Origin of the sequence: Clostridium sp. OM02-18AC, assembly GCF_003481825.1 — a bacterium.
Classification (GTDB): Bacteria; Bacillota; Clostridia; order Lachnospirales; family Lachnospiraceae; genus Brotaphodocola.
Genome location: NZ_QULW01000014.1, coordinates 91,409 through 104,574 on the forward strand (window position 1 = coordinate 91,409; position 13,166 = coordinate 104,574).

Annotated in this window: 11 protein-coding genes; all 11 read left to right on the plus strand. The window is 41.5% G+C overall.

The genetic code is table 11. The features are described 5' to 3' along the window. Positions 1-4 precede the first annotated feature (4 nt). On the plus strand, positions 5-820 hold the full coding sequence (locus tag DXB18_RS10925) for an electron transport complex subunit E (protein ID WP_118541612.1): 816 nt from the start codon (positions 5-7) through the stop codon (positions 818-820). 14 nt (positions 821-834) lie between these two features. Then, on the plus strand, positions 835-1,410 hold the full coding sequence (gene rsxA / locus DXB18_RS10930; RefSeq protein ID WP_118541614.1) for an electron transport complex subunit RsxA: 576 nt from the start codon (positions 835-837) through the stop codon (positions 1,408-1,410). A 16-nt stretch (positions 1,411-1,426) separates the two neighbouring features. Continuing rightward, a complete protein-coding gene (locus tag DXB18_RS10935; protein WP_118707787.1) occupies positions 1,427-2,212 on the plus strand; it encodes an RnfABCDGE type electron transport complex subunit B in 786 nt (261 codons plus the stop codon). A 381-nt stretch (positions 2,213-2,593) separates the two neighbouring features. Further along, positions 2,594-3,295 carry a GntR family transcriptional regulator gene (locus tag DXB18_RS10940; RefSeq protein WP_118707789.1) on the plus strand — a complete coding sequence of 234 codons (702 nt, stop codon included), beginning with the start codon at positions 2,594-2,596 and terminating at the stop codon, positions 3,293-3,295. Positions 3,296-3,340: 45 nt separating this feature from the next. Next, positions 3,341-4,951 carry an ABC transporter substrate-binding protein gene (locus tag DXB18_RS10945; RefSeq protein ID WP_182430552.1) on the plus strand — a complete coding sequence of 537 codons (1,611 nt, stop codon included), beginning with the start codon at positions 3,341-3,343 and terminating at the stop codon, positions 4,949-4,951. Between the two features lie 101 nt (positions 4,952-5,052). Then, positions 5,053-5,976: an ABC transporter permease gene (locus tag DXB18_RS10950; RefSeq protein WP_118707793.1), complete on the plus strand. Its 924-nt coding sequence runs from the start codon at positions 5,053-5,055 to the stop codon at positions 5,974-5,976. Positions 5,977-5,994: 18 nt separating this feature from the next. Next, the gene (locus DXB18_RS10955; RefSeq protein ID WP_207665783.1) at positions 5,995-6,864 is read left to right on the plus strand and encodes an ABC transporter permease; all 870 of its coding nucleotides are present in this window, start codon (positions 5,995-5,997) and stop codon (positions 6,862-6,864) included. A 10-nt stretch (positions 6,865-6,874) separates the two neighbouring features. Beyond that, positions 6,875-7,876 carry an ABC transporter ATP-binding protein gene (locus DXB18_RS10960; protein ID WP_118707795.1) on the plus strand — a complete coding sequence of 334 codons (1,002 nt, stop codon included), beginning with the start codon at positions 6,875-6,877 and terminating at the stop codon, positions 7,874-7,876. Then, positions 7,857-8,807 carry an ABC transporter ATP-binding protein gene (locus DXB18_RS10965; RefSeq protein WP_118707797.1) on the plus strand — a complete coding sequence of 317 codons (951 nt, stop codon included), beginning with the start codon at positions 7,857-7,859 and terminating at the stop codon, positions 8,805-8,807. The genes DXB18_RS10960 and DXB18_RS10965 overlap by 20 nt, the downstream gene beginning before the upstream one ends. A gap of 18 nt (positions 8,808-8,825) precedes the next feature. Further along, positions 8,826-10,796 carry a family 10 glycosylhydrolase gene (locus DXB18_RS10970; protein ID WP_118707799.1) on the plus strand — a complete coding sequence of 657 codons (1,971 nt, stop codon included), beginning with the start codon at positions 8,826-8,828 and terminating at the stop codon, positions 10,794-10,796. Positions 10,797-10,819: 23 nt separating this feature from the next. Beyond that, the gene (locus DXB18_RS10975) at positions 10,820-12,868 is read left to right on the plus strand and encodes a family 10 glycosylhydrolase (protein ID WP_118707801.1); all 2,049 of its coding nucleotides are present in this window, start codon (positions 10,820-10,822) and stop codon (positions 12,866-12,868) included. The last annotated feature ends 298 nt before the right edge of the window (positions 12,869-13,166 follow it).

Consider the following 13,166-nt stretch of genomic DNA (forward strand, 5'->3'; position numbering starts at 1 on the left):
AGTCATGAATAAATGTATCGAACGTTTATACAACGGTATTATTAAAGAGAACCCGACCTTCGTCCTGATGCTTGGTATGTGTCCGACCCTGGCAGTAACCACCACCGCGATCAACGGTATCGGTATGGGACTGTCCACCACGGCGGTTCTGGTTTTCTCTAACCTTATTATTTCCGCACTGCGGAAGATTATTCCGGATCGTGTACGTATTCCGGCATACATCGTAATCGTAGCATCCCTGGTTACCATCGTTCAGCTGCTTTTACAGGCATATGTACCGAGCCTGTACAGTGCACTGGGTATCTACATCCCGCTGATCGTTGTTAACTGTATCATCCTGGGCCGTGCAGAGGCATATGCAGCAAAGAACGGTCCGATCGAGTCCGCATTCGATGGTATCGGTATGGGTCTTGGTTTCACCGTAGGCTTAACCTGTATCGCAATCGTGCGTGAGCTCATTGGCGGTGGTTCCTTCTTCGGCATGGAGATCATTCCGGAGGATTTCCACGTAACCATCATCGGCCTGGCACCGGGTGCATTCTTCGTACTGGCTTGCCTGACCGCACTGCAGAACAAGTTCAAAGCTCCGAGTGCAACCAACGGTTCCGTACCGCAGTCCACACTGGCATGCGGCGGCAACTGCGCATCCTGCAGCGGTTCTGCATGTTCCTCTAACCACTCTGTCCTGGAAGAGAAAAAGGCAGAAGAGCTGAAGAAAGCAGAAGAGGCCAAGAAGGCAGCAGCTGCAGCAGCTCTCGCTAAGAAGCAGGCAGCAGAGGCAGCTAAGGCAGCAGCCGAGGCTGAAAAGAAAGACGAATAAGGAGGGACAGGTAAATGAAAGAGTTAATTTTAATTATTGTCGGATCTGCTCTGGTTAACAACATCATCCTGAGCCAGTTCCAGGGCCTGTGTCCGTTCCTTGGTGTTTCCAAGAAGGTTGACACCTCCATTGGTATGGGTGCAGCCGTTATCTTCGTAATTACGCTGGCAAGCATTGCAACAAACCTGGTTTACTCTCTGGTGCTGGTTCCGCTGCACTTAGAGTACTTACAGACGATTGCCTTCATTCTGGTAATTGCAGCACTGGTACAGTTCGTTGAGATGTTCTTAAAGAAGAGCATGCCGTCCCTGTACTCCGCGCTGGGTGTATTCCTTCCGCTGATTACGACCAACTGTGCAGTTCTGGGTTCTGCCCTGACCAACGTACAGAAGGGTTATAACTTCATTTTCAGTGTAGCAAACGGATTCGGTACTGCGGTTGGTTTCACCGTCGCAATCGTACTGCTGGCAAGCATTCGTGAGAGTATTGAAGACAATGACATCCCATACAATTTCCAGGGTTCTCCGATCGTTCTGATTACCTCTGGTCTGATGGCGATTGCCTTCATGGGCTTCTCCGGACTGATTTAATGGGAGGTAGTAGAATATGACAGGTTTGCTTTTAGCGGCAGTTGTCATCGGTGCCATCGGTATCATCATCGGTGTGCTCCTGGGCATTGCCAGTGAGAAGTTTAAAGTTGAGGTTGACGAAAAAGAAGTTCTGGTCCGTGCAGAACTTCCGGGCAACAACTGTGGTGGTTGTGGTTTCCCGGGATGTGACGGTCTGGCTGCAGCAATCGCTGCAGGCACCGCTCCGGTTAACGGATGTCCGGTCGGCGGCGCTCCGGTAGCAGACAAGATCGCTGCGATCATGGGTGTTGAGAGCGGCAGCTCTGAGAAGAAGGTCGCTTTCGTAAAATGTAAAGGTACCTGCGACAAGACCAACGTGAAGTACAACTACTATGGAATTACCGATTGTTCCATGGTAACCGTAGCACCGGGTTCCGGCGAGAAGGCTTGTGCTTACGGCTGTATGGGCTATGGCTCCTGTGTGAAGGCATGTCAGTTTGACGCAATCCACGTAGTAGACGGTGTTGCAGTCGTTGACAAAGAGAAGTGCGTAGCCTGCGGCAAGTGCGTAGCTACCTGCCCGAAGGGCCTGATCGAGCTCGTTCCTTACAAGGCAGAGCATCTTGTACAGTGCTCTTCCCACGACAAGGGACCGGCTGTCAAGAAAGTCTGCACCGCTGGCTGTATCGGATGTACCCTGTGCACCAAGCAGTGTGAGTTCGATGCGATCCATATGGAGAATAATGTGGCAGTCATCGATTACGAGAAGTGCACCAACTGCGGCAAGTGCGCAGAGAAGTGCCCGGCAAAGGTTATTATCTAATTCAATGAATTAAAACGTAAAAAGCTGTTTTCATAGCATGAGATGCATGAAAACAGCTTTTTTGTTGTCTTTTGGCGGAAAAGAAGACATTGCTTGATTTTAAGTGATTCTTGAAAATGAAGTGTATGGCTATGAAAATGGTGATTGTATACGATTAGAACAAAAACATTTTGTATAAAATGTAAAAAATAAAAAATCGTATACAAAATCGCAAAACAAACCTTTACAAACACATATGTATGTGGTAAATTGTATACGAAAAGAGAAAATGAACAAAGAAAAAATAATTTTGAAATAAAATTTGTATACAATTACGCGCTTTTGGCATGAAGTAAAAAGAATATATATAAAAAGATATAACTAAAAGTGAGGGACTTCAATATGTGTATTGAAAATGAACAAAAGAAAATGACAGTTCAGGAAATTGAAGAGGCTACATTGGAGTTGATACGTACTGGAAAATTCCAACCAGGAACTCCGTTAAGAGAAGCTGAATTATGCGAAATGTTTCATGTAAGCAGAACGCCGATACGTGAGGCACTTCGACTTCTTCAAAATAAAGGAATCGTGGAATATTTGCCAAGACGAGGCGTTCAGGTTGTAAGAATTACGATGGACAGTTTAAAAGAAATCACGGATCTGCGTCTTGTACTTGAAAGTCTCAGTGTTAGAAGAGCTATGAATTTTGTAAATGAAATACATATAAAAAAATTGCGTGAAATCAACCATAAATTACTGGAAACAACAGATAGTTATGAGCAAGGCGAGATAGACAGATTATTTCATGGATACATATCAAGAATGAATGACGAGGCAATTCTGCCTCAGTATCTTGAAGACTTGCAAATGCGACAGGCATTAGTACAATGCTGGATTCCATTTCGACCAGATCGAATTCCTCATTCTTATCAGGAACATGAAGGAATTATACAGTCAATGGAGTGGGGCGAAACAGAACTGGCTGTCCGACAGACGGAAGCTCACTTTTTGATTAGCCAAAGATCTCTTTGCAAGAAATTAAAAGAATATGAGGAAACTCATTTAAATCTGAAAACTAATAAGGTGGATGTTCTAAGAATGTAAATATTATTTTGAAACTAAAATATAAAATATATGGAGGGCAAAACTATGAAAAAAAAGACATGGGTACTCACACTCGCGATGCTTCTTGCAGCGACATCGATTGCAGGATGCGGAAACAGGGCAGGCTCTGCAGCAGCTGGGGGAAATGCGGCTGGAGACTCCAAAGAAGAAACTCAGAGTGAAGGAACAACAACGTCTGGGGAGAAAAAAGATAGTGTGACGGTAGCGTGCGCAGCAGAACCGGATACTTTCATTTCCTGGTATAGTAAAGCAAGTACATCAATGGATGAAGTCCCGATTTTGCATAATGTGTATGAGTCTTTGATAAAATTAGGACCGGATAACAGCCATGAGCCGCTTTTGGCGACAGACTGGAAAGTATCAGATGATGGATGCACATACACACTTACGATTCGTGACGATGTCTATTTTCACAATGGTGATAAGATGACCGTGGAAGATGTCGAATTTTCTCTGGATGGAGCTGGACATACTTCTGCAGGATCAGCACAGTTGGCAAACTATGACGATTGTGAGATTATTGACGATCATACGGTAGCCATTCACTTAACCAGTCCGTATGGACCATTTTTAAACGCATTAGCAGGTCGTTTCGCTCTGATCATGGACAAGTCTTACTATGAGGAAGTCGGGGAAGATGCTTATAATGAAAAACCAATCGGTACGGGACCTTATACATTTGAAGAACGAGTATCTGGTGATCATATCACGTTGAAAGCGTTTGATAAATACTGGGGCGGTGAGCCACAAATCAAGACAGTTACGTTCCAGGTGCTGACAGATACCAATACCCAGATGATTTCTCTGGAAAACGGAGATATTGATGTTTTGATTAATGCAAACTTAAGTGCATTAAGCAAACTGACTACAGATAAAGTGAAATGGGAGACTAAAGATGCATCATCCATCGATCATTTTAAGTTTAACTGTAATAAAGGACCATCAAAAGATATTAATTTCCGAAAAGCAGTTCTTTCTGGGATTAATAAGGAAGATGTTAATATAGGTGTTTATGAAGGTAAGGCAACGGTTGCAGATATTCCGATTGCAACAGGATTTTCTGGAAGACCAGATGAGGGAACTTATGAAGTTATTGAGTATGATCCGGAAAAAGCCAAAGAATATCTGGCTCAGTCTGCTTACAATGGTGAAGAGTTCAAAATTCTTACAGTATCTGGTACAAAAGATGAAAGTGCAGCGCAGATTATTCAAGGTCAGTTGATTGAGCTTGGCATTAATTGCACTGTAAATGCAGTAGATTCAGCTTCTTACTTTGCAACTTTTGAACAGAGCGGAGATTATGACGCTTCAATTCGTTTCGGCGGAGTATCTGTTTTGGATGCAGATGGATTATTTTATCAGTATAACAGCAGTTATCTGCTTTCAAATGGAAAATATGATGCAGGAACCTGGAGTGCAGAACTGGATGACAAATTACAGAGTGCACGTGTAGAAGTAGATGCAGAGAAGAGAAAACAGCTGTACGCAGAAGCCTGTGATCTGATTACTGAGAATGCATATGGTACTGCCATTTATTATGATGTTAATGCGTGCGCATATAATGCAAACTTAAATGGTGTAGTGCCGAGATCCCTGACTGGCCTGTATTTCTTTAATGATTGGAGCTGGAATTAATAAATAATGAAAACAGGCAGATAAAAAACAAATAACAGGAAGGGGCAAGATGAAATGACATTTTGCTCCTTCTTTTTTAAAGATTTCAGCGAGGTATTTACATGGTCAAATATATCATAAAACGTTTATTATTGTTAATTCCGGTTGTAGTCGGAATTACCTTGTTTATTTATTTTATTATGAGCATGGCGCCTGGAGATCCGGCGACTCTGATTCTTGGATCAGATGCTACCATGGAAGAAATTCTTGCAAAACGACAGGAGCTGGGACTGGATGATCCGATCATTGTGCGCTATATCCATTATATGGCAGGCGTGCTTCAGGGAGATTTCGGAACTTCCTGGTATAACGGATTTAATGTGATGGCAGAATTTCTTTCCAGAATTCCTAATACCCTTCTTCTGGGAATTTTATCAAATGCGTTTGTTATTATTTTTGGTATTCCACTTGGCGTAATCGCAGCAGTGAAACAGAATAGTAAATTGGATTATTTCACTTTGATTATAGCTATGTTCCTTTCCTCTATGCCAGCTTTCTGGTTTGGACTTATGGCACAGATTCTATTCTGTCTTACGCTGGGATGGCTGCCAGCTACGGGAGCGGAAACATTGAAGAACTTTATACTGCCATCGATTACTCTGGCATGTGCTTCTTTTGCCGGAATTGTCAGATTAACCAGAACTAGTATTCTTGAGGTAAATAAACTGGATTACGTTAGGACTGCAAGATCCAAAGGCTGTTCTGAATTTAAGATTGTAACGAAGCATGTGCTGAGAAATGGTCTGCTTCCAGTCATTACAACGATTGGTTCTTATATTGCAACGATTGTTGGTGGTGCAATTGTAACGGAAAGTGTCTTTGCGATTCCGGGAGTAGCCAGTTTGATGATTAATGCAGTAAAATTGCGAGATGTCCCGGTGGTAATGGGAATTATCGTAATTATTTCTGTTTTTGTAGGAATTGTCAATCTTCTGGTAGATCTTACCTATGCAGTGATTGATCCGCGCGTAAAACTGAATGGCTAAAGAAAGGGGAGCAGCAAGGTGAAAAAAGAAAAAACGATGACCAATAAGAGCCAGTTGGGGATGATCATTTATCGTTTTCGGAAAAATAAACTGGCTATGTTCGGATTGGCAGCAATCGTATTTATGATTATTATGTGTGCAGCAGCACCATTATATATCAATTATGATGCTGTGATTAAACAGAGTATGGCAAACAGGTTTATTGCTCCGTGTAAAGAATTTTGGTTTGGGACAGATCAGTTTGGTCGTGATTTGTTTGCACGAATCATTTATGGTGGAAGAATTTCTTTGCTGGCAGGTTTGATTGTTGTTACCAGTGCATTGATTGTTGGGGTTACTCTTGGTGGTATCGCTGGTTATTTTGGCGGTACAGTAGATATGATCATTATGCGTATTTGTGATATTTTTATGGCAGTACCGAGAATGCTCCTTGCGATGGCTGTTGTTGCAGGTTTGGGTCAGGGAACTTTTAAAATGCTGATTGCACTTTCTATTGCAGAATTTCCTAAATATGCACGTACGGTCCGAGCTTCCATTATGACTCTGAGAAATCAGGAATATGTGGAAGCGGCAAAATGTTGTGGAACAAGTTCTGCGAGAATTATTTTTAAACATGTTGTACCGAATGGTTTGGGACCGGTTATCGTATCTGCAACTCTTGGACTTGGTGGTACAATTCTTGCGATTGCTTCGTTAGGATTCTTAGGTATTGGTGTTGCATCTCCAACACCAGAATGGGGAACTATTCTTTCGGAAAATCGTACCAATATCCGCTTTTATCCATATCTTGGCTTGATTCCGGGCTTTTTCATCGCAATCTCAGTCATGTGTCTGAACTTTATCGGAGATGGTCTGAGGGATGCTCTGGATCCAAGAACAAAGAATTAGGAGGGGGATTATGTCAGATCATTTACTTGAAATCAAAGATCTTTATGTACAGTACAATACCGATGAGGCAGTGGTCCATGCAGTAAATGGAATGAACTTGACATTGGAAAAAGGCGAAGCGTTAGGAATTGTTGGAGAAACAGGTGCCGGAAAATCTACAACAGCACTTAGCATACTGAAGCTTCTTCCAGCGAAAGTAGGAGAAATTAAATCTGGAACTATCTTATATGATGGAATTGATATTATTCATGCAGATAACAAAACAATGCGGGAAATCCGCGGTGCGAGAGTGGCTATGATTTTTCAGGATCCAATGAGTTCCTTAAATCCCATTTTGACTATTGGCGATCAGATCCATGAAGTTCTCGATCTGCATTTTCCAGAGATGCCGAAAGCAGAGAAAGAAAAAAAGGTAGAGGATATTCTTGGGTTGGTTGGAATCCAGAAAACAAGAAAAAATGATTATCCGCATCAGTTTTCCGGTGGAATGAAGCAGCGTATTGGAATTGCCATGGCATTGGTAGCAGAGCCGGAATTGCTGTTGGCTGATGAGCCCACAACAGCATTGGATGTAACCATTCAGGCGCAGATTTTGCAGCTGATGCAGGAACTACAAAAGAAATATAATACTGCCATGATTTTGATCACGCATGATCTTGGAGTAGTTGCAGAATTTTGCGAACGTGTTGCAGTGGTATATGCCGGAGAGGTGATTGAAACAGGAAAAGTGGAAGATATCTACACCCGGAAAAAGAATCATCCATATACAACGGGATTGTTTAACAGCATTCCGGAACTGACCGGAAAAATTGACCGTCTTGTTCCGATCCCTGGCTTTATGTCAGATCCGACAAATCTGCCCAAAGGATGCAAATTTGCAGACCGGTGTGAACATTGTATGGAACAGTGCAAAAAGGAAGAACCACCTGTATTTACAGAAGGAACTCATAGTATAAAATGTTTCCTTTTTAATAAGAAAGGAGGACATGGAAATGGCAACTCCGCTAATTGAAACCGTAAATCTGAAAAAATATTTTAATACTCCAAGAGGACTTCTTCATGCAGTAGATGATGTTAATTTGAAAATCAATGCCGGAGAAACACTTGGTATTGTAGGCGAGTCTGGATGCGGAAAGTCTACACTTGGGCGAACCATGATGCGCCTTGTGGATGCAACGGACGGAAAAGTTTTGTTTCATGGGGAAAATATTCTGGATTACAACAAAAAAGAAATGAAAAAGATGCATACCAATATGCAGATGATCTTTCAGGATCCGTTTACATCTCTGAATCCACGTATGTCTATTGGTGAGATTATTTCAGATCCGATGAAAGTGGTCCACAATGTAAAAGGAAGTGATATGAAAGTTCGTGTTCAGGAACTGATGGATATGTGCGGACTTCCTCAGAGATATTATAATACATACCCACATGAATTGGATGGAGGAAGACGGCAGCGGGTTGGTCTGGCAAGAGCATTGGCTTTGGATCCGAAGTTTATTGTATGTGATGAGCCGGTGTCTGCGTTGGACGTATCCATTCAGGCCCAGATCATCAATCTTCTTATGGATTTGCAGGAACAAAAAGGGTTGGCTTATATGTTTATTACACATGATCTGTGTGTAGTGCGCCATATTAGCAATCAAATTGCTGTTATGTATCTTGGACAGGTTGTAGAGTATGCAGCAAGAGATGAACTTTTTGCACATCAGTATCATCCATATACAGTAGCTTTGTTGGCAGCAATTCCGACTACAGATCTGAGTCGCCGCAATAGGGAACGTCATTTGCTTCAGGGAGAGGTCGGAAATCCAATTAATCCAGCACCAGGCTGTCGTTTTGCATCACGATGCAAGTATGCAACGGAAAAGTGTAAGGAAGCGCAGGAACTCAGAGAGGTAACACCGGGACATTTTGTGAGATGTCACCTGGCAGCAGAATAAAATGAGAAGGAGAAGGGTATGGCATGGTGGCTTAAGAACAATATTCGAATGATACAGAACAATATTCGGGATATTGATGCAAAAATGAATATTGATCATCAGATTGCATGGCTGAAAAGCTTTGGGGCAAATACACTTCAGATTGGATGCGGAGGTATTACGGCATTTCATCCGACCAAGCTTGATTTTCAATGGGAAAACCCGTATATGGAGGGCGATTTTTTTGGAGAAATTTTAAATAAATGTCACGAAAATGGGATTCGGGTCATTGCGCGGTTTGACTTTAGTAAGACACATGAAAAGTTTTACGAAGAGCATCCAGAATGGTATTTTAAAGGGTTGGATGGTAATCCGGTTCGTTATCATGATACAGTTGCAACCTGTGTAAATGGTCCTTATCAACGCGAACGCTCTCTTGATATTATCCGTGAAGTAATGGAACAATATCCGGTAGATGGTATTTTTTTCAATATGTTCGGCTATGTTACGTACGATTATAGTGGTAATTATGTGGGAATCTGCCAGTGTGAGAACTGTAAGAAAAAATTTCGTGAAATGTACGGAGAAGAATTGCCTGTCAAAGAAGATATCGAAGATCCGGTATTTCTAAAATACGTTGATTTTAAGAAAAAAACTGCGGATGAGATGCTGATGAAGATTCATAATCTGGCAAGAAGTATCAACCCGGATTGTGCAGTCAGCACTTATGCGACAACGGGCGTTGATATTGTTAGAAACGAGTCAAATTCGGCTGTAGACCGCCCGCTTCCATTTTGGATTTACAATAGTTCTGATAATGTAGGCGAAATTGAGGGGAGTTTTTCGGATAAAATATGTTCGAACTGCTGTATCAATGCTGTAGATCTTCCATATCGTTTTATGGGAGTTTCAAATCAGTTGAATCAGATTCGTCTTTATGGAAATCTGGCTAGTGGCGGCATCCTTGATTGGTGTATTATTGGAAATTTTGATGACTATCCGGATCGGGAAAATTTTGATTCTGTCAGAAAGATTTTTCATCATCATAAACAGTATGAACAATATTATGGGCACTTTAATCCTAAGACGAAGATCATGCTGGTGAAAGAAGGAAGCAGAAAAAGCCTGTGTGCCGAATATCGTGGCATTTTCCGTATGTTGAAAGAAGCTCATCTTCAGTTTACGATTGTTGAAGTGGATTCTCTAAAAGATAAGTTAAAGGAATTAGATGAATATACTTACATAATTCTTCCGGATGTACATACCTTATCCACTGAAATGATGGATGCGTTAGTGGAAACCAAAGCGGCTGTAGTAGGAACCGGTCTTACCATGGAAGAATCTGCTCCGTGTCTGGAACAGTTATTTGGAATCGGGGTGTCGGAAAAAATAACGGATGTACGGGGAACATATCTAAAAACAGAGCCAAAACAAATATTCCCGGATTTCGCAGAAGCAGAAAAAGAATGGGTATTTTTAGATGGACCGTACAGAAAAATGAAACTTCTCCCTGGTGCAGAGGGTTACCTGCCATTGGTTGAGAAAGCAATGTTTGGACCGCCGGAGCGTTGCTTCGGTCACAAAGAAACAGATAGTTGCATGATGAGCATTTATGGAGAAAAAAATATTTATATTCCATGGAGCATCGGGACATTGTATTACAAATTAGGATATGACGAATTTAAAAAGCTTTTGTTTGATATTATGGCTGCAGCCGGAACTTTACCGTATTCCTTTGAAACAACAGCACCGGAGATGGTGGAAATGTTTCTGGCAGAGTGTGCACCGGAAACTTATATGTTACAGATGATTAATCTGACTGGATATAATGGAATGACATTTTTTGAGTCGCATGAAATAAAAAATATAAAAGTAAAATTCAAGGAAATTACCCCTGTTTTGGTGGAAGAACTTACAGAACAGGGATTAAAAGCAACAGAATATCAGGATGGAATGACATTTAATCTGGAAAAAGGAGAACTTTATAAGGCATTTCTGATCCACGTATAAGAAGACGAAAAGGCAGGAATAGTATGGAGAAAAAAATGTGGTGGGAAGGTCCTATGCGTGTTATGCAGTACAATCTGCAGGTTGCAGATACAGCGTGGATGGATCCTAAAAAAATAGCTTTTGAAACAGAGCAGCTTGCATGCAATGTAGTAGTAATGAATGTAGGTGGAATTTATGCCTGGTATCCAAGTAAAGTAAAATATCATCATATCAATGAATTTTTGCCGAAAAACAGGGATCTTCTGGCCGAATTAATTCAGGAATTTCACGGCAGAAACATAAAATTTGTGGCACGTTTTGACTTTAGCATAACAGACGATACTACATATTTGAAAAAACCTCAGTGGTTTGCGAGAAAACGGGATAAAACTCCTTATTTTCGTGGTGAGAAGCGAATGGGAAACTGGTCTTTATTTTTAAATACCTGTGCGAATGGTGGATATCGAAATGAAGAAGTTGCAGTACCGGTGATCAAGGAAGTCCTTGAGAAATATGACATCGATGGCATATTCTTTAATGCACCAATGGCTTCTCCATGTTTTTGTGAAAAATGTCAGGAAAAATATGAGAAAGTCTATGGAGTCTCAATGCCAGAGCTGGAGGAAGAATTTGCTCCAGATTGGATCTCGAGATGTACAAAAGATAATATTGGTGTTATTTACCAGGCAATCAAAGAAACAAGAGAAGAGGTACCGATGATTCTCTACTATATTCCATATTCCTGGAGCTTTTTGGGAATGGGAAGAATAGAACGGGATAGCATCTACGAACGTTATGCTACGGCAGATTTGCTTTGTACAGAGTCTCAGGATGTGCTTTCACGAGGTATACATGGAGGAATTCCAGAAACCGTAAATACAACACTTGCCATGAAAGCTGGAAGAAGAAATGACGAAGCACTTCGGCCGTTTGGAATCATCCATTCCTGTCCGGGTATGGATTGGCGGCATGTAGGCCTTCCAACAGCAGAATATTTGCCGTGGATGTGTCAGGTTCCGGCAGCTGGGGGAATTCTCTGGCATTCTGTAACCGGATATCCGGATACTATAACAGATAAGCGTATTTTAAAGGCCATAGACAAAGTGGATCACATGATCGTAAAAAGTGAAGTGGACATGGATGGAGCCAGAAGCAAAGCAGAAGCGGTTTTGTTTTGGGATGGCGGAGAACATGCGATTGCCTGGGCAGATATTTTAACAAAAAATCATATCACCTATGATTTTATGCAGGATTATGCCATTGCCGGAGAAAATATGAAGAATTATCGCTTAGCAATTGTGCCGCAGGGACTCTTGAAATGTGCTGGTGTTAAAGAAACGGTAAAAGAATACGTTAACCAGGGAGGAACTGCAATCATTGAGAATCTGAATGCAAGAGAAACCGTAGATTTTGCAGATGTTTTGGGTGTAACATCCTCAGTTAGCACCAGTGAATATTTGAAAGCAAGTTATTTGCGCTTTGAAGAGACCGGAAAAATGCTGAAGCAGGGAATGGATACAGATAAACTGGCATTTCGTGGACAGGTGCTCTATTGTACACCAGATACAGATTGTGAATGCCTCGCTACATTAGTACCTCCTTTTGCGCCGGTAGAGGTAACTGGAGCTCCACCAGAACGTGCTTCTATGCCGGTTTCTCATACGGATATCCCGCTGATCATGAAACATGTTTATGGAAAAGGTGAAGTGATTTATCTTCCATTTGCTTTGAGTGCATTGACAAGAGAATTCCGGCTTATGGATCATTACCATTTAGCAGGAAATATGGCAGATTGTTTATTGAAACAGCGTGAACTGAATATTACAGCCCCTTCGACCGTCCAGGTAACTGCATTTGAAACAGCAGGAAAATATATGATTCATTTCATTAATGAAACAGGAGAACGGCCAATCAGGGAAACAATTCCGGTTCATGATATTCAAGTACAGGTAATGCTTTCTGAAAATGTTCAGGTAAAATCTGTACATGCTAAGATTGAGGAACAGGAACTTACCTGGGAACAAACAGGAAATTGTCTGACTATAACTCTGCATCAGTTGGATGTATGGGAAATGATTACGATTGCATTTTGATTTTAAGAAAAGAATTTTAATATAAAAGAGTGAATGATAGAACATTAATATTTTGTAGGATCATTCACTTTTTTATAATTGTTAACATGTTGGAACTTGGTGTTATTGAACAAATTTCATATTTATCAATTGGGAGGTATAACATGAGAGAGTCTATTCACAAATATTTTCAGGTAGGTACTATTCGCTGGATGTCTTTCCCGAACCGGAGTGTCGTGGATCAGGTAAAGCGTATCGCGGTGGATGATTATTTTGATGCCATCGAGGTTACCAAATGTGCAGACGACGCAGAGCGCGA

What these genes read in the sequence shown, in the direction of transcription:
- DXB18_RS10975 (WP_118707801.1), top strand. Translation starts at nt 10,820, where the DNA reads ATGGAGAAAAAAATGTGGTGGGAAGGTCCTATGCGTGTTATGCAGTAC.
- DXB18_RS10970 (WP_118707799.1), top strand. Translation starts at nt 8,826, where the DNA reads ATGGCATGGTGGCTTAAGAACAATATTCGAATGATACAGAACAATATT.
- DXB18_RS10925 (WP_118541612.1), top strand. Translation starts at nt 5, where the DNA reads ATGAATAAATGTATCGAACGTTTATACAACGGTATTATTAAAGAGAAC.
- rsxA (WP_118541614.1), top strand. Translation starts at nt 835, where the DNA reads ATGAAAGAGTTAATTTTAATTATTGTCGGATCTGCTCTGGTTAACAAC.
- DXB18_RS10950 (WP_118707793.1), top strand. Translation starts at nt 5,053, where the DNA reads ATGGTCAAATATATCATAAAACGTTTATTATTGTTAATTCCGGTTGTA.
- DXB18_RS10965 (WP_118707797.1), top strand. Translation starts at nt 7,857, where the DNA reads ATGGCAACTCCGCTAATTGAAACCGTAAATCTGAAAAAATATTTTAAT.
- DXB18_RS10960 (WP_118707795.1), top strand. Translation starts at nt 6,875, where the DNA reads ATGTCAGATCATTTACTTGAAATCAAAGATCTTTATGTACAGTACAAT.
- DXB18_RS10935 (WP_118707787.1), top strand. Translation starts at nt 1,427, where the DNA reads ATGACAGGTTTGCTTTTAGCGGCAGTTGTCATCGGTGCCATCGGTATC.
- DXB18_RS10945 (WP_182430552.1), top strand. Translation starts at nt 3,341, where the DNA reads ATGAAAAAAAAGACATGGGTACTCACACTCGCGATGCTTCTTGCAGCG.
- DXB18_RS10940 (WP_118707789.1), top strand. Translation starts at nt 2,594, where the DNA reads ATGTGTATTGAAAATGAACAAAAGAAAATGACAGTTCAGGAAATTGAA.